Raw genomic sequence first — 16,003 nt, 5'->3', positions numbered from 1 at the left:
GGGTGTGCCTCTCAGGCGGGGACGAGCTGCTCCGCGATGCGGGACAGATCGGCCACGGAATTCACCACCACGGTCTGGTGGCACTGTTTCGAATAGGTGAGCATCTCGCTGTCCCCGAAGCCCCAGTTGGGGCGGTCCTCGGGGCAGATCCACAGGAGCCGCTTGCACTTCTGCTTCAGGTCCTTGAGTGCCCAGGCGTTGTTGGCGTTGTAGTTGTTGCGGCCGTCCCCGATGATCATCACCGTGGTACGGCGCGTGATGCTGCCGAGGTAGTCGCGCGAGAAGGCGGCCAGCGCCCGGCCGTAGTTGGAGTTGGCGGTGAGCGAGACGGCCTCCCCCATGGTGGCCAGATCGATCGCGCGGTCCACGTCCTGCTCCTTGAAGTACTGCGTCACCTCGCCCACGTCCGACACGAAGACGAACGAGCGCACGCGCACGAAGAGCGACTGCAGCGTGTAGGTGAAGAGCAGCATCATCCTCGAGGCGTTGCGCACCGAGTCCGAGACGTCACAGAGGACGACGACCTCGGGGCGCTCGGGGCGGCGGGCGCGGAACACGGGCACCATGGGCACCCCACCCCACGGCAGGTTGCGGCGCAGCGTGCGGCGCACGTTCAGCGTCCCCCGCCGCTTCGAGCGCTGCTTGCGGATGAGCCGGGCCTTCAGCTTCTCCGCCAGCGTCTTCACCGCCGCCTCCATCTGGTTCACCTCGGCCTGGCTGAGCTGGTGCAGGGGCTTGTCCACCACGCCGCCCGTGGGCTTGCGGATGCGGGCCTCGGCCTGACGCTTCACCTCGCGCCGCGCCGCGTCCTCCACCTTGCGCATGGCCTCGGCCACGTGGCGCGAGACGATCTCCACGCCCTCCGATGGCAGGCCCCGCTTGCGCAGCTCGTCCTCGAGCGCCTTGAGCTCCGAGCGCGCCCGCTCAATGCCCGCCGCCACCATCAGCCGCCGCGAGAAGAAGCCCGTCTGCATCGAGCTCTGCATCTGCGACAGATCCAGCTGCAGCGTGGCCGAGCGGAAGATCTGCGCCAGCCTCGCCCGATCCCCCATGAGCGCCGCCTGGGCCAGCGGGGACAGCTCGGGGAAGAGCTGGTTCATCTGGTAGAGCAGCATCGTCAGGTTGTCGCCCTCGATGAGCCCCTGCTCCTGGATCTGCTGGGCGAGCGACTTGTCGAGCGCCTCGAACGTCTTCGCCGCCCCCGAGAAGAAGAAGTCGAAGGCACGATTGAAGACGTCCACGTCCTGCTGGCGCTTGACCATCGTGGTCCGCAGCACCGAACGGAAGATGGACCTGTCCTGGAGGCCCACCTCGGAGGCCGCCCGGCTGGCGTCCGAGACCTCGGACGTGCTGACACGCACCCCGTTCTGGCGGAGGACCTCGGCGAACTCGACGATGCGTGCGTCCATGTGGTTATAGGCCCCTCGAATCCGTGCAGACGTTCTAACAGCCCCGGGCCCGCGATGTGATCCTGTATACCCGGCCGCCAGGCAAACCCGACGGAGTCATTCATGCCCACAGCAGTCGTCACCGGAGCCGGCGTCCGGCTCGGCAAGGCCATCGCCCTGGCCCTGGCCGAGGCGGGTTACGACCTGGCCCTGCACGTCCACCGCTCGACCGAGGGAGCCGAGGAGGTCGCCAGGAAGGCTCGCGCCCTGGGCCGCACCGCCACGGTGTACCGCGCCGACCTGGGCTCGCCCCGGGAGGTGGAGTCGCTGGCGGTCACCCTGCGTGAGGCCCACCCCGCCATCGACGTCCTGGTGAACAACGCGGGCCTCTACGAGCGGGTGGCCTTCGAGGACATCACCCGGGAGCAGTACCACCGGATGCTGGGGGTCAACCTGGAGGCGCCCTTCTTCCTCACCCAGGCGTTGCTCCCGGCGCTGCGGACCGCCCCCCAGCCGCTGGTGGTGAACATCACCGACATTGGCGGCGAGCGGCCGGAGAGCCACTACGCCCACTACTCCGTCAGCAAGGCCGGGCTGATCATGCTCACCCGGGCATTGGCGGTGGAACTCGCGCCCCGGGTGCGGGTGAACGCCGTCTCTCCGGGTACGGTCGTCTTCCCGGAGAACTTCGATGAGGCCGCACGGCAGGCCCTCCTCGCCCGCATCCCCCTCGGAAGGGAAGGCTCGGCCGAGGATGTGGCCCGGGTGGTAGTCTTCCTGGCCCGCGAGGCCCCCTATATCTCCGGACAGGTGATCGCCGTGGATGGAGCCCGGAGCGCCCAGCTATGAACCGTTCCCTCTCCGACACCTTCGCGCCCGCCCCTCGTGACGAGCAGGGCCGCCCGTTTGATGTCATCGAACTGCGTCACCTCACCGTCCAGTGCATCGTCGGGGTGTATCCCGCCGAGCGCGGCACGCCGCAGCCGCTGGAGCTCGACGTGGCCCTGTACCTGGACACCCGGAAGGCCGCCGCGGAGGGCAGTCTCCGTGACACGGTGGACTATGCGCGACTGACCGGGGAGCTGCGCTTCCTGCTGGAGACGGCCGACTTCCGCATGCTGGAGACGGCCGCCGAGGCCCTCTGCCGCTACATCCTGGCCCCGCCCACCGCGGACTCGGCGCGAGCCCCCGTGCGGGCCGTCACCCTGCGACTGACGAAGCCGGAGGCCCTGGGACGCGTCGGCCTCGCATCGCTGCAGGTGCACCGCACGGCGGACGAGTACCGCTTCGAGTTGGAGGAGAAGCCCTTTGGCCGGGTGGACATCCTCTTCCAGGACGCGCACGTCGGCATCTACCGGCTGCGCATCGCGCCGGGCCGCACCATCCCCACCCACGAGCACCGGGTGATGAACGAGGCCGAGTTGGTGCTGGGCCACGGGCTGCTGCTCCAGGGCAAGCCCGTGCCGGCGGGCACGGGTTTCCGGTGGCCACGGCATTTGCCGCACCGCTACGACAACCCGAGGCCCATCGAACAGACGGTGCTGTGCGTGGACCGCCCGGCCTTCATCCCCCATGACGAGGTGGAGGTCCCAGAACCTCCGGGCGGACTGGTTCCGGTGGAGGGGCGCCCCTACTACCCGGCGGCGGCGAGCGCTCCGGAGGCAGAGGGCGAGCGATGGTGAGCACACGGCCCGTGGGCACCCGGAAGGTGCTGGTGACCGGCGGGGGAAGTGGCATGGGCCTCGCGGTGGCCGAGGCGCTGCTGCGGGCGGGAGGCCAGGTGGCGGTGAGTGGGCGGCGGGCGGAGCGGCTGGAGGCGGTGGCGCGAGCCTGGCCGGGTCAGGCGGTCGCCCTCCCCTGCGATCTCGCCTCCCCTTCCGAGCGTGTGGGACTGCTGACTCGGGCACGAGAGGCACTGGGCGGACTGGATGGACTGGTCCACTCGGCGGGGGTGGTGGAGCACCAACTCCCTGGCCTCATTTCCGAGGACGCCCTGCGGGCCCAGCTCGAAATCAACCTGGTGGCCCCCCTGCGCCTGGGCGAGGAGGCGCTATCGGTCCTGGAGGACGGTGGGGGCATGGTGTTCATCGCCTCCACCCTGGCCGTGCGGCCGTTGCCCACGAGTGCCGTCTACAGCGCGGCCAAGGCGGGGTTGCTGGCGGCCATGCGCTCCCTGGCCCTCGCGGGGGCCGCGCGGCGGGTCCGGGCCAACGCCGTCTGCCCGGGCGTGGTGGACACGGAGATGGTCCGGGCCCCGCGCTTGAATCCCGGTGAGCCGATCCCCGAGGGCGAGGAACTCCAGCGGCGGATCTCCGCCCAGTTGTCCACGCTGGGGGCGCTCCACCCACTGGGACGACTCGGGAAGGCCGAGGAGGTGGCCGACGCGGTGGTGCACCTGCTCTCGGCACCGTGGACGACCGGCAGCGAGCTGGTCATCGATGGAGGACTGCTGCTGCGCGAGTGAAGCTCAGTCGTGCTCGCCGCGGTAGATGCAGCCCGAGGTGCAGGTCTCGCGCACCATCACCTGGGTGAGCTGCGGGAGCCGAGGCCGGACCCGCTGCCAGATCCACCGCGCCAGGTTCTCGCTGGTGGGGTTGGACAGTCCCTCGATCTCGTTGAGGTAGTAGTGATCGAGCTGGGCCTGGATCGGCTTGAAGGCCTCGGTGATGTCCGCGAAGTCCATCACCCACCCCGTGTTCGCATCCATCGTGCCCTGGACGTGCAGGGTCACCCGGTACGAGTGGCCGTGCAGCCGGGCGCACTTGTGACCCGGGGGGACATTCGGGAGGCGATGGGCCGCCTCGAAGGTGAACTCCTTGAAGATTTCCAAAACGGGCTCCTGTGTGCCGCGGGAGCCTACCCGGGCAGCTCGAAGGACATCACGGATTCCACGTGATGCGTCTGGGGGAACATGTCCACTACCTGAAGTGCCAGCGGCTTGTAACCGGCCTCCACCAGGCCCGCCGCGTCCCGTGCCAGCGAGCCCGGATCGCACGCCACGTACACCGCCCGCTTCACGCCCAACGTCTTGAACCATCGGGCGAGTCCCGGGGCCCCGGTCCGAGGAGGATCCGCCAACGCCAGGTCGAAGCGCCTTCCCTCGCGCATGAGGCCCTCGCACACCTTCCGGGCATCTCCCTGGACGAAGCGCACGTTGGCCACCCCACCCTCCCGTGCGCTGCGCTGAGCCAGCTCCACCGACGCGGGGGAGGACTCCACCCCCAGCACCGAGGCCGCGCTCGCCGCCAGCGGGAACGTGAAGTTGCCGTTGCCCGAATACAGCTCCAGCACCGAGTCCGTTTCGCGCGGAGCCAGCTCGTACAGGGCCGACGTCACCAGCCCCACATTGGCCTCGGCATGGGCCTGGGCGAAGGCATCCGGACGCAGGTACAGCGGCACCTCCGGCCGCAGCGGCGACACCGAGCGCAGCGCCGGCTTCCCAATGACGCGCGGCGAGCCCTCCTTGGGCACCAGCACCGCGCCCTCCAGCCGCAACGAGCGCACCGCCGTCTCGCATGCCTCCACGTGACGGGGCGTCGCCTGTCCCTTCAGCAGCACCGCGAAGGACGCCTTGGCGCCCTCGGCCAGCAGGTGCACCTCCTCCGCGTCCCGGGACACCGGCTTGAGCAGCGGCGCCAGCTTCCCCGGCAGCCCCGAGAGCACCGGCACCAGCGCGGGACATTCGCTCACCGGCACCCGGTCATGGCTCCGCCGGCCGAAGTACGACAGCTCGTCCTTGAGGAAGTGCAGCACCGAGCGCCGCCGGTAGCCAAAGTCCCTCGGTGCCACCAGCAGGGGCCGCACCGTGAAGGTGTCCCGCTTCAACCGGCCCAGGTGCTCCAGCGCGGAGAGGACGATCTCCTGCTTCGCGGAGCGCTGGGCGGGCTCGGCCAGCTCCAGCCAGTCGCACCCGCCACACCGGGCGCTCAGGGCACAGGGCGAGGGGCGCCGATCCGGGCTCGTGGCCAGCACATCGCCGAGCAGGTGCCCGCGCACCACCTTGCCCTCCTGCTCCAGACGCACGCGGACACGCTCGCCGGGGAAGGCACCGGGCACGAAGACGGTGCGGCCCTCGTGGGAGGCCACGCCCTCTCCGAGCTGCCCGAGGCGCTCGATGGTCAATTCAATGGGGGTATCCGGAAGCATGGGAAACGGGGAACTGGCACCCGCTCGGGGTGCCATCCTTATTCGACCTCCGCTCCGGCCTGGGTATTCCGCCGCGGCCCCGGAAGACGGGACCGCGGCGGCACGACGGGAGAACCGGAGGTCCGGTTCAGATCTTCATCTCACGCACGTCCGGGGCGATCTTGAGCTTGGGCTCGGTGATGGCCTGGACCTGCTCCACCGTCACGCCGGGGGCCAGCTCGCGCAGCACGAGGCCCTCGGGCGTCACGTCGATGAGGGCGTACTCGGTGACGATGTGGTTGATGCACTTGAGGCCGGTGATGGGGAGCGAGCACTTCTTGAGGATCTTCGGCTTCCCCTCCTTGTTGACGTGCTCCATGGTCACGAAGACGCGCTTGGCGCCCACCGCGAGATCCATGGCGCCGCCCGGGCCCTTCACCATCTTGCCGGGGATCATCCAGTTGGCCAGGTCCCCCTGCTCGCTCACCTCCATGGCGCCGAGTACGGCCAGGTCCACGTGGCCGCCGCGGATCATCCCGAAGGACAGCGCCGAGTCGAAGAAGGCGGCGCCCTTCACCACCGTCACCGTCTCCTTGCCGGCGTTGATGAGATCCGGATCCTCCTCGCCCTCCATGGGCCAGGGTCCCATGCCGAGGATGCCGTTCTCGGACTGGAACATGATGTCGATGCCCTTCGGAATGTAGTTGGCGACCAGCGTGGGGATGCCGATTCCGAGGTTCACGTAATAGCCGTCGCGCAGCTCCTGGGCGATGCGCTGGGCAATCTGCTCACGGGTCAGGGGCATGGCGTCCTCTCAAGCCTTCTTCTGCACGGTGCGGCGCTCAATCCACTTCTCGAGATTCTTCGACTGGACGATGCGGTGCACGAAGATGCCGGGCAGGTGCACCTGGTCCGGGTCGATCTCGCCGGCGGCCACGATGTGCTCGGCCTCGACGATGGTGACCTTTCCCGCCATGCACATCATCGGCGAGAAGTTGCGGGCCGTCTTGCGGAACACCAGGTTGCCCCAGGTGTCCGCCTTCCAGGCGCGCACGATGGTGAAGTCCGCCTTGAGCGGCGTCTCCAGCACGTGCAGCCGCCCGTCGATCATCCGCGTCTCCTTGCCCTTGGAGAGCTCGGTGCCCGCGCCCGACGGCGTGAAGAAGCCGCCGATGCCACAGCCACCCGCGCGGATGCGCTCGGCCAACGTGCCCTGCGGGTTGAGCTCGACCTCCAGCTTCCCGGAGAGCATCTGCTGCTCGAAGACCTTGTTCTCGCCCACGTAGCTGGCGACGATCTTCTTCACCTGGTTGGCCTTGAGGAGAATCCCCAGGCCCAGCTCGGTGGTGCCGCAGTTGTTGGAGATGATGGTCAAATCCTTCGTCCCCTTGCGGTGCAGCGCCGCGATGAGGTTCTCCGGATTGCCGCACAGCCCGAAGCCGCCGCTCATCAGCGTGGCGCCATCCGGGATGTCGCGGACGGCCTCGTCCGCGCTCGCGATGATCTTGTTCATGACCCCTCCTACGAGAACGGGGCGAGGGCCTTCTCGTGGACCCTCACCCCGCCCCTCTCCCAAGGGAGAGGGAGTATGCGTCCCGTTGGTCTAGCGCTCCACCATCAGCGCGATGCCCTCGCCGCCACCGATGCACAGCGACGCCACGCCCCGCTTCTTGTTCTGATCCTTCAGGGTGTGCAGCAGCGTCACCAGCAGGCGCGCGCCCGAGGCGCCGATCGGGTGGCCGAGCACCACCGCGCCGCCCCGCACGTTCACCTTCGACGCGTCCAGCCCGAGGAGCTTGTTGTTGGCGAGCGCCACCACCGCGAACGCCTCGTTGATCTCCCAGAGGTCCACGTCGCCGACCTTGTGGCCCGTGCGCTTGAGCAGGTTGTTGATGGAGTCCGCCGGAGCGATGGTGAACTCCACCGGCTTGCGGGCGGCCCCGGCGTAGCCAGCGATGCGGCCCAGGACGGTGCGGCCCTCGGCCTTGGCCCGCTCGGCGCTCATCAGCACCAGCGCCGCGGCGCCGTCGTTGATGGAGGACGCGTTGGCCGCCGTCACCGTGCCATCCTTCTTGAAGACGGACTTGAGCGTGGGGATCTTGTCCGGCTTCGCGTTCTTCGGGCCCTCGTCCTCGCTCACCACCACGTCCCCACCCTTTCCGCCGGGGACGGTGACCGGGACGATCTCCGCGGCGAAGAGGCCGGCCTTCTGCGCCTCGATGGCGCGCCGGGTGGACTCGAGCGCGTACTCGTCCTGGTTGGCGCGGCTGATCCCCTGGGTGACGGAGCACTCCTCGGCGCAGTTGCCCATGTGGACGTTGCCGTAGGGATCCCACAGACCGTCGTGGATCATCGCGTCCTTGAACTCCACGTTGCCCATGCGGGCGCCGCCGCGCATGGTGTGGCTCAGGTAGGGCGCGTTGCTCATGGACTCCATGCCGCCAACCACCACCACCTCGGCGTCACCGAGCGCCACGGCCTGGGCGCCGGCGATGACCGCCTTGAGGCCCGAGCCGCACACCTTGTTGATGGTGACGGCGGGGACGCTGTCCGGAATGCCGGCGAAGATGGCGGCCTGACGCGCCGGCGCCTGGCCCACGCCCGCCTGCAGCACGCACCCCATGATGGTCTCGTTGACCTGATCCGGAGAGACACCCGCGCGCTCGAGTGCCGCCTTGATGGCGACCGCGCCCAGCTGCGGCGCCGTCAGCTTCGACAGGGCGCCCTGGAAGGCTCCGATGGGGGTACGGGCCGCGCCCACGATGACCACTTCACGAGCCATGAACTGCCTCCTTGGGGTGCTGAAGACAACTTGGGATAACCGTCGGGAGCGCCCTTATCACCACGCCTTGTGAGAGGGTCAAGCTCCCTTGCCCGCCCTGGAGGCGCATCGTCCACTAAAACGAGAGATGTTCTTCTCGCTCCGAGGAAAGGGCGGAATCACCCGGCGCTAACACGATGCGTCATGCGCTCGGGCCGATGTCAGCTCCCTCGGGGGCGTCGCGTCCCCTCGCACGGCAGGAGCCCTTCCCCATGCGCATCCAGCTCACAAGCTTCGACCCAGACCCAGGAAGCACTCCGGCTGGAGCTCGAGGCGCGCGAGAAGGCGCGTCGGGTGGTGACTCGTGAACAGCGTCGGTCACCAGGTCACTGCTCTCAATTGATGAGAGTTCGGTACCAATCCCGAGCGTCCCGGCACGGAGTGCTGGAGAGAAATGACTCGGGCCGGGAATGGCTCGTCCCGAAGTGGGTTGTGAGCGTCGGGTGAAGGGCGGCGCAGTGTTGACTCCTGGAAATCGTGCGCGACATGCACGAAGGAGTGATGCGCAATCCTTCGCCTCTGGTTATCAATGACGTGCCGCCAGGGTTTTCCCCCTCTCCCTGGCGCGCCCCTTGCCCCGGGGCCCGGAGAAACTTTCCTCCGAGCCCTGGGGCAAGTCTTTTATGGGCTCACTGGCACTCGAAGGGGATGGACGAGATCGAAACCGAACCGGTCTCGTCGATCTTCATCGTGGTGCCCGCGATGACGCCGGACACGGCGCGCGCCGTGGCGATGAAGCCGGAGGGCGTGAGGTCGACGTGGTAGATGAAGCGGCACCCGCCGACCCACGTGCTGTCCGGGACCGGAGCGTTCGTGCCATCCGTGCAGCTCAGGGGCGCGAAGCCGACCTCCGCGATGTCGCTCGAGTACCGGTCCTTCTCCTGCAGGAAGGCCCGCTCGGCGGTGAAGAGGTGCCGGATGTCCCGGAGGCCCTCGCGCTGCTGGGCCGAGCACATGAAGGAGGCGGCCGGCAGGCACTCGTCCCAGCCCACGTAGCGGCTGACACCGTCACGCTCCAGCGTGAGGTTGATCTTGTTGAATGAGGGCGCGCCGATCCGCAGCGTGATGCCCTCGGCCGGCGTGCCCGCGGCCCCCTGCGCAATGGCGGTGTAGGACGAATTCGGAAAACCCGTCATGGCCGTCACCCTGTAGGCGAAGTGGCAGCCGGCGACCCAGCCCGCTCCCGGCACGGGCGCGCGCGTGCCATCGGCGCACGCCGCCGGCGCGAAGCCCACCTCCGCCAGGTCCAGCGAGTACCGATCCCTCTCCTGCAAGAAGGACAGCTCGGCCTGGTACAGCGCCTTCACTTCCCGGATGCCCTCGCACTCGACGGTCCCACAGTCGACCGGAGTGCCCTCCGCCATCGCCGGCAGGGCCCACGACAAGGACAACCCCCCCACTACGGACAGCCACTGCATCGTGTGACGCATCATGTGACTTCCTCCCTTGCGCGCGCGACCGTAGCTGGATTCCGGGGGGATTGAGCAGAAGCTCAATCGTTGGACGAGGCCGCCGGAACACGACCCCAGATGACGGACGTGTAACGGGAGCCGGGCTCGGCCTCGATGCCCAGCTTCTTCAGATCGTCCGAGTACTTCGAGCCCTTCACCACCACCCATCGCCGCGCCACGCGCCGCGCCTCCTCGAGCGTCTCGGGCGTGAGCGGAGCGTGCTCGGCGAAGCGGCGGAGCATCTCGAACGCAGGCTGGGACTTCCTGGGCTTCTCGAACATCGGATCGAAGAAGACGACGTCGAACGAGCCCGAGTGCAGCGAGCGCAGGTACATCTGCGCGTCGGCGTGCACCGTCTCCACGCGGCACGAGTCCGGGCCGTAGTCGTAGGCCTTCAGGCCCTCGGACACGACGGCGTGGAGCGCGAGGCTCTTCTCCAGGCCCACCACCCTCCCGGAAGGCCCCACCACCAGCGCCGCCACCAGCGCGTCCTGTCCGAGCCCGAGGGTGCAGTCGAGGAAGTGGTCTCCCGCGCGCAGCTCGGCCACGCGCACGAGGGCGTCATCTCCGCCTGTCTGCCCCGAGAGGATCCGCAGCCGGCGCAGGTGCGCCATGCCCGGATTGAAGCTGAAGGAGCCTTCCTTGTCCCAGAGCGACACGCCCTCGCGCTCGAAGACGATGAAGGCCTCCGCCGCGGACTCCAGCAGCGGGCCGATCGGCTCCTTCCTGCGCCGGGGGATGAACGGCAGGCCCCACTGGCGCGCCGCCTCTCGGGCCCGTGCGCTCAGCGAGTCCTCCGGCTTTCCGCTCGTCGTCACCGCCAGGGGGACACGGCTCCGCTCTTTCACGACCCTCACCCCCACCCTCTCCCAGGGGGAGAGGGGGCTCTCAACCCTCGACAGCCTGCAGCTTCCTTCCGCCCTGCGCCTCGGCCACCGTCACCGACTGGTTCCGGCCGTGCCGCTTCGCGTAGTACAGGCACTGGTCCGCCTGCTCCACCAGCACCAGCTTGTCCGTGCCGTGGTCCGGCGCCGTCGCGATGCCCAGTGACAACGTCACCTTCAGCGGCCCCATCTCCGTCTGGAACACCTCGGCCTTGATGGCCTCGCGGATCCGCTCGGCGATCACCTTCGCGCCCTTGGCGTCCGTCTCCGGCATGAGGATGGCGAACTCCTCGCCGCCGTAGCGCGCGACGATGTCCGTGTCCCGCGCCTGCTGCTTCAGGATGCGCGCCACGCCCTTGAGCACCTGGTCTCCCGTCAGGTGGCCGTAGGTGTCGTTCACGCTCTTGAAGTGATCCACGTCCGTGAGGATGAGCGAGCACTTGCGCCCGTAGCGCCGCGAGTGCGCCAGCATCTCGTCCGCCTTCGCCTGGAAGGTGCGGTTGTTGTACAGGCCCGTCATGCCGTCCGTCGTGGCCATCCGCTCCATGGCCTCGTACAACTGGGCGCGCAGCACCGCCTGCGCCGCCTGGATGGCGATGACCTCCAACATCCGCAGCACGTCATGGTCCAGCGCGGACTTGCGGCGCGAGCCCGCCACCAGCGTCCCGAGGATCCGGTCTCCCGCCGTGAGCGGGAAGATCTTCAGCGCCCCGAGGCCACGCACCTGCGTCTCCTCGTCGAAGATGACCTGCCGGTCCATGGCCTTGATGTCGCGCCCGGGCAGCGGCGCGCCGTAGCGCACCACGTTGGCCACCAGCCCATTGTTATCCGGGAAGGAGCGGCCCTCGAGCGCCTTGCTGCCCTGCGCCGTGACGCCGAGCATCCGCGCCACCTTGTGGACGCGCTTGCCCTCCACCTCGCTCACGATGGTGACGGCGCAGAAGTCCAGCCCCGCCAGCTGCCGCGCGCTCTCCAGCACCGCCAGGAACACCTGCTCCGGGCTGCCGGCGCGGTTGAGCTCCTCGATGGCACGGAAGAACCGGTCCTTCTCGTCGCGCGTCTTGCGGATGTACGTCATCACCCGCTCCACCTCGATGGAGCGCAGCACCTCCGCCGCGATGGTGGTGAAGAGCTTCTCGTCGTCATCCGAGAACGGGTTGTGCGTCAGCCGATCCGCCACCAGCACGCCGCGCACCAGCCCGCTGCCCTCGATGATGGGCACGGCCAGCACGGCCTTCAGCTCGGGGGCGCCCCCGTCGTACCAGGTGATGCCCTTGAGCCCATGCACCGAGTGCATCCGCACCGGAGCCCGGCGCTTGAGCACCCCGCCCAGCATGCCCTCGCCCGCGTTGAACGTCTCGCGCTGCACCCGGTCCGACATGCTGCGGCAGTCGTACAACTTCAGGCCCTTGTCGTCCGAGGAGAGCAGGAAGGCCGCGCAGGTGTGCGTCTTCAGGGCCGTCTCGGCGATCTCCAGCCCCGCGCCCACCGCGCCTTCAATCTCCTTCACGGACGCCAGCACCCACTTCTCCTCGTCCTTCACGTCGGGCGGGTTGTCGTGGGAGCCGGAGCTGACGAGCCGGAAGGTGCGGGCGCGCTCCTCGACCTCCTTGATGCGCTTCTCCACCGCGGAACTCTCCGCGCGGCGGGCGGCGGCGATGCGCGAGGCGAGCACCAGCTGGTACAGGCCCGCGAAGAGCGAGAGGAAGAGCGAGTGCGTGAAGAAGGCGGTGAGGTTGCGCTCCTGCCCTCCCAGGGTGACGAGCGCGTCGAACGCGAGCGCCACACCGAGCAGCGCCAGGCCCGCGTTGCGCGGCAGGAACGCCACCAGGAAGGCCATGAGCAGGTAGATGAGGGGGAACACCGCGCCCCCGGCGATGGCCACCACGATGAAGGCCGACGCGATGAGCACTGCGCCCAGCTCCAGGTCATCACGCAGGAAGAGCGGCGCGCCCACGGCGCCCCGGGTGAAGCGCCTCCACCCCATCACCGCCAGCGCGGCGAGCAGGAAGAGGACGATGGAGGCCTCCGTCCAACCGAGGGTCTGCAGCCCGCGGAAGCCACCGCGGGCCATGTGGACGAAGCAGGCCAGCACGGCCGCGGCGGGCACGGAGCGCACCGCGAAGCGCAGGAACTTGGAGACTGGAGGGATGACCGAGAGCGCGGACATGATTACTCCAGGTGGAAGACGATCTCGCCCGGCTTGATGTAGCCGAGCTCCTCTCGCGCGGCGCGCTCGAGGGCGGTGGGGTCGTTGCGCAGCGCGTTGATCTCGCGGCGGAGAACGTCGTTCTGTTCGGACAAGATGCGGTTGCGCTCCTGGATGGCCTCGACGTCCTGGCGCAGGAGCAGGTAGCGGCGGAAGCCCTTCGCGTCCACCACCGAAACCAGCGTGAGGAGCGCGGCCACACACGCCGCTATGCCCAGAAGCTTTCGCCGCACCGTCATGAGTGGGCGGAAGGTACCAGTGGCGACTCCCCCGGCAAGAAATCCGCTCCAGGCCTGTAGCGGGCTTCAGCGGCGCAGCAGTTTTTCCACCGCTCGTGAGGTGTCCTCGTGGCTGGCCACGCCCTGCCACGCGCCGGCCACCTGGCCCTCCTTGTCGAGCAGGAAGGTGGCGGGCAGCGCGGGAATGAGCCCGAAGGCGCTCCGGCCCTGCTGTATGCGCTCGTCGGACACCAGCACCGGGAAGTTGAGCGCGTACTGCTCCGCGAAGGGCGCCAGCGTCTTCGCCCCATCCAGATCCAGGCCCACCAGGACCACCTGGAAGCCCTGGGGACCGTACTCCTTCTGGAGCGCCTCCAGCGTGGGCAGCTCCGCCACGCACGGGAAGCACCAGGTGGCGAAGAAGGCCACCATCACCACGCGCCCGGACAGCCGGCGCCAGTCATGCGGCGTGGGGCCCACATAGGGCAGCGCCAACTCCCGCAGGTACGGCGAGGGCCCCAGGGTCGCACCGGGCGTCTCGGGCACCCGGCGGCACCCGGCCAGGGCCAGCACCAGCGCACAGCCCACCGCCAGGACCGAGCGCCTCATGCCTCGCTCTTGGCGGCGGCTCGCTGGCAGTTCCGGCACACCCCGTACAGCTCCATCTTGTGCGACGTCACCTTGAAGCCGTGCTTGGCCGCCACCGCGTCCTGCATGTGCTCGATGCGGTCGTCCTCGAACTCGACGATGGTGCCGCAGTGGGTGCAGATGAGGTGATCGTGGTGGTCGCGCCCGGCGGCCGCCTCGTAGCGCGTCTGCCCGTCACCGAAGTTGCGCGCGTGCGCCAGGCCGCACTCGTTGAGCAGCTTCATGGTGCGGTACACCGTGGCCACCGACACCTTGGCGTCCTGTTCTCGCACCTTGTTCCACAGCTCCTCCACGGACAGGTGACCGCCCACGGAGAAGAAGGTGTCGATGATGAGGCTCCGCTGACGCGTGCTCTTCAGCCCGTGCTGGGCCATGTAGCGCTGAAGGACCTCGTCCATGTCCTGATGATTCACGGCTCGCCTGCCTCCCGACCCACCACGGTGGCCCCAGGTCTCATCGAATGTCCACCGGCCGAACGAACGGGATGCATGCACCCCCGTTCGGGTGTAACACCGACTTGCACCTTCTTCTGGCTGTTTAGATTGGGGCCCGTCGGATTCATTGACACCCGTCTGCCAGCAAAGATAGAGGCACCCGGCCTTGTAAACGAGCATTTTTCCGCAACTTTCATGAACAGTCACTGGCAGAGACAGCGGCAACCCGATGACGTACCCACCCCGGTGGCGGTGGCGGTCTCCGACTTCTGTCGGAGAGCGAAGTCGCCTGCAACCCCCACCGAGGTGCGCGAGGCGCTCGCCCTGCTGTCCGAGGCCGACGACTTCCGTGTACGGACCTTGACGGATGGCGAACCGGCGGCCACGCCGCTCGGCCCCTTCGCGGTGGTGGACGTGCTCCAGGGGACCGACCCCTCGCTCGCCGCGGTGCGGCAGGGGTGCGGCTATTACGACGTGGTGCAGGCGCTGGCCCGCCTCCATGAGGAGAAGCGGCCGCCCGCCCCCGCTCCCGCCCCGGAAATCCCCTCCTTCGCCACGCCCGCGCCCAGGGCCGGCATACCAGCCCCCGTGCCCGCGAAGCCCGAGAAGGCGCCCAGGACGGCCGGAGAGACGCTCCAGCAGCGGATCGCCCCCCGGAAGCGCGCCGCGCCGGAGCTCGCCCCGCCGGAGTCGGACTACGACGAGTCCGAGGCGCCGAGCTTCCTCAAGCGCGATCTGCCGAAGCCCCGCGGACGCTTCACCCGCCTGGACGCCCCCAGGACGAGCCTTCAGGAGCTGACGCGCGCCTCCGGCAAGGAGGCGCTGGAGGCGGCGCTGGAGTCCCACGAGCACCGCTTCGCCCTGCTCAAGTCCTTCGCCCAGCAGTACAATGGCGCCCGGGGCGAGCTGTCGCTGGTGGAGCTGGAAGGAGTCCTGAGGGCTCACGGGTTGATGGAGGCCATGGAAACCCGCGAGCGCACGGCCATCCTCGCCGCCTTCACGGATCAGCGCGGCGCCGCCGGCCGGGTCAGCTGGGCCCTGGGGCTCAGCCCCTCCGAGCTCAACCAGCTCGAGGCGAAGCTCGGCATCTCCCGGGAGGTCGAGGAGCTGCGCGAGCGCTTCCGCCGCGAGGCCCTCACCGCGCGCAACCTCACCCAGCGGTTGGATCTGCTCGGGCGCGAGAAATACCTGGCGGATCTGGGAATCAAGAAGCGTTTCACGGACATGCTCCGCAGGGAGCTCGAGGTGCTGGTGCGCGACGAGCTCCCGGGGGCGAAGACCCTTGCCCAGCTCGCCGAGACGGTGGCCCGCAAGCAGGGAGCCCCGTCGGAGCTGGTGCTCCGCGCTCTCGAGCGCCTGGGAGTGGCCGAGGGGCTGCGCAAGCGGACCTCGGACGACTCCCCTCACTCCACGCCTTAGAAGGAAGAGGCTCAGCCATGCCCATCTACGAGTACGCCTGCAAGTCCTGTGGAAAGATGATCGATGTCCTGCAGAAGGTGAGCGACCCGACGCCGGAGGCCTGCACCGCGTGCGGCGCCCAGGGCTCGCTCAGCAAGGTCGTCAGCCGCTCCAGCTTCGTCCTCAAGGGCGGCGGCTGGTATTCGGACCTGTACAGCTCGACGAAGAAGGACGGGAGCTCCTCCAGCAGCAGCTCGTCCTCCTCTTCTTCCTCTTCCAGTTCCAGCAGTAGCTCGTCGGACTCGGGGTCGAGCGCCTCCAGCACGTCGAGCGCCCCGGCGGCGGCCGCCTCCGGCGCCAAGAGCTGAGCGGCTGAAAAGTCGCGTGGACCCTGGAGCGGGGGGAAACTGGCCTCCGTGCCATTCCC

At 68.8% G+C, this 16,003-nt stretch carries 17 protein-coding genes; 5 read left to right on the top strand and 12 right to left on the bottom strand.

Annotated features, from left to right (window positions below; all coding sequences use genetic code 11):
- Positions 1 to 11: 11 nt before the first annotated feature.
- Positions 12 to 1,409 (bottom strand): VWA domain-containing protein, encoded by a 1,398-nt coding sequence (locus tag JQX13_RS40850; protein WP_203404813.1) that lies wholly within the window; start codon positions 1,407 to 1,409, stop codon positions 12 to 14.
- A gap of 102 nt (positions 1,410 to 1,511) precedes the next feature.
- Between JQX13_RS40850 and JQX13_RS40845 the strand changes: the two genes are divergently transcribed.
- Genes JQX13_RS40845 through JQX13_RS40835 form a run of 3 tightly spaced genes read left to right on the top strand, consistent with a single transcriptional unit; the run spans position 1,512 to position 3,852 of the window.
- Positions 1,512 to 2,237 carry an SDR family NAD(P)-dependent oxidoreductase gene (locus JQX13_RS40845; RefSeq protein ID WP_203404812.1) on the top strand — a complete coding sequence of 242 codons (726 nt, stop codon included), beginning with the start codon at positions 1,512 to 1,514 and terminating at the stop codon, positions 2,235 to 2,237.
- Complete coding sequence (locus JQX13_RS40840; protein ID WP_203404811.1) at positions 2,234 to 3,070, top strand: dihydroneopterin aldolase; 837 nt, start codon at positions 2,234 to 2,236, stop codon at positions 3,068 to 3,070. The genes JQX13_RS40845 and JQX13_RS40840 overlap by 4 nt, the downstream gene beginning before the upstream one ends.
- On the top strand, positions 3,064 to 3,852 hold the full coding sequence (locus JQX13_RS40835) for an SDR family NAD(P)-dependent oxidoreductase (RefSeq protein WP_203404810.1): 789 nt from the start codon (positions 3,064 to 3,066) through the stop codon (positions 3,850 to 3,852). The genes JQX13_RS40840 and JQX13_RS40835 overlap by 7 nt, the downstream gene beginning before the upstream one ends.
- A 3-nt stretch (positions 3,853 to 3,855) precedes the next feature.
- On the opposite strand, the gene queD is transcribed toward JQX13_RS40835, so the two are convergent.
- From queD to JQX13_RS40780, 11 genes are all read right to left on the bottom strand, one after another.
- The gene (queD, locus tag JQX13_RS40830) at positions 3,856 to 4,218 is read right to left on the bottom strand and encodes a 6-carboxytetrahydropterin synthase QueD (RefSeq protein WP_203404809.1); all 363 of its coding nucleotides are present in this window, start codon (positions 4,216 to 4,218) and stop codon (positions 3,856 to 3,858) included.
- 26 nt (positions 4,219 to 4,244) lie between these two features.
- Positions 4,245 to 5,534, bottom strand: coding sequence for a class I SAM-dependent RNA methyltransferase (locus JQX13_RS40825; RefSeq protein WP_203404808.1), 1,290 nt, complete (start codon positions 5,532 to 5,534; stop codon positions 4,245 to 4,247).
- A 127-nt stretch (positions 5,535 to 5,661) separates the two neighbouring features.
- Positions 5,662 to 6,318 (bottom strand): CoA transferase subunit B, encoded by a 657-nt coding sequence (locus JQX13_RS40820; protein ID WP_203404807.1) that lies wholly within the window; start codon positions 6,316 to 6,318, stop codon positions 5,662 to 5,664.
- Between the two features lie 9 nt (positions 6,319 to 6,327).
- On the bottom strand, positions 6,328 to 7,026 hold the full coding sequence (locus JQX13_RS40815; RefSeq protein WP_203404806.1) for a CoA transferase subunit A: 699 nt from the start codon (positions 7,024 to 7,026) through the stop codon (positions 6,328 to 6,330).
- 90 nt (positions 7,027 to 7,116) lie between these two features.
- On the bottom strand, positions 7,117 to 8,295 hold the full coding sequence (locus JQX13_RS40810; protein WP_203404805.1) for a thiolase family protein: 1,179 nt from the start codon (positions 8,293 to 8,295) through the stop codon (positions 7,117 to 7,119).
- Between the two features lie 668 nt (positions 8,296 to 8,963).
- Positions 8,964 to 9,767 (bottom strand): hypothetical protein, encoded by an 804-nt coding sequence (locus tag JQX13_RS40805; protein WP_203404804.1) that lies wholly within the window; start codon positions 9,765 to 9,767, stop codon positions 8,964 to 8,966.
- A gap of 59 nt (positions 9,768 to 9,826) precedes the next feature.
- Positions 9,827 to 10,642, bottom strand: a complete 816-nt coding sequence (locus tag JQX13_RS40800) for a class I SAM-dependent methyltransferase (RefSeq protein WP_239014158.1) — start codon at positions 10,640 to 10,642, stop codon at positions 9,827 to 9,829.
- Positions 10,643 to 10,673: 31 nt separating this feature from the next.
- Entirely contained in the window at positions 10,674 to 12,839 is a 2,166-nt protein-coding gene (locus JQX13_RS40795; RefSeq protein WP_203404803.1) for a diguanylate cyclase, read from the bottom strand.
- Between the two features lie 2 nt (positions 12,840 to 12,841).
- Positions 12,842 to 13,078, bottom strand: a complete 237-nt coding sequence (locus JQX13_RS40790) for an FtsB family cell division protein (RefSeq protein WP_239014157.1) — start codon at positions 13,076 to 13,078, stop codon at positions 12,842 to 12,844.
- 105 nt (positions 13,079 to 13,183) lie between these two features.
- The gene (locus tag JQX13_RS40785; protein ID WP_203404801.1) at positions 13,184 to 13,705 is read right to left on the bottom strand and encodes a TlpA family protein disulfide reductase; all 522 of its coding nucleotides are present in this window, start codon (positions 13,703 to 13,705) and stop codon (positions 13,184 to 13,186) included.
- The gene (locus JQX13_RS40780) at positions 13,702 to 14,118 is read right to left on the bottom strand and encodes a Fur family transcriptional regulator (RefSeq protein WP_239015461.1); all 417 of its coding nucleotides are present in this window, start codon (positions 14,116 to 14,118) and stop codon (positions 13,702 to 13,704) included. The genes JQX13_RS40785 and JQX13_RS40780 overlap by 4 nt, the downstream gene beginning before the upstream one ends.
- A gap of 255 nt (positions 14,119 to 14,373) precedes the next feature.
- On the opposite strand from JQX13_RS40780, the gene JQX13_RS40775 reads away from it, so the two are divergent.
- Both JQX13_RS40775 and JQX13_RS40770 read left to right on the top strand, forming a co-directional pair.
- Positions 14,374 to 15,597, top strand: coding sequence for a hypothetical protein (locus JQX13_RS40775; RefSeq protein ID WP_203404800.1), 1,224 nt, complete (start codon positions 14,374 to 14,376; stop codon positions 15,595 to 15,597).
- 17 nt (positions 15,598 to 15,614) lie between these two features.
- On the top strand, positions 15,615 to 15,944 hold the full coding sequence (locus JQX13_RS40770) for an FmdB family zinc ribbon protein (RefSeq protein WP_203404799.1): 330 nt from the start codon (positions 15,615 to 15,617) through the stop codon (positions 15,942 to 15,944).
- Positions 15,945 to 16,003: the final 59 nt, after the last annotated feature.

Origin of the sequence: Archangium violaceum (assembly GCF_016859125.1) — a bacterium.
In the GTDB taxonomy this organism is placed as follows: domain Bacteria; phylum Myxococcota; class Myxococcia; order Myxococcales; family Myxococcaceae; genus Archangium; species Archangium violaceum_A.
Note: the sequence above shows the minus strand (reverse complement) of the source record. Positions and strands in the feature narration are given on the sequence as shown.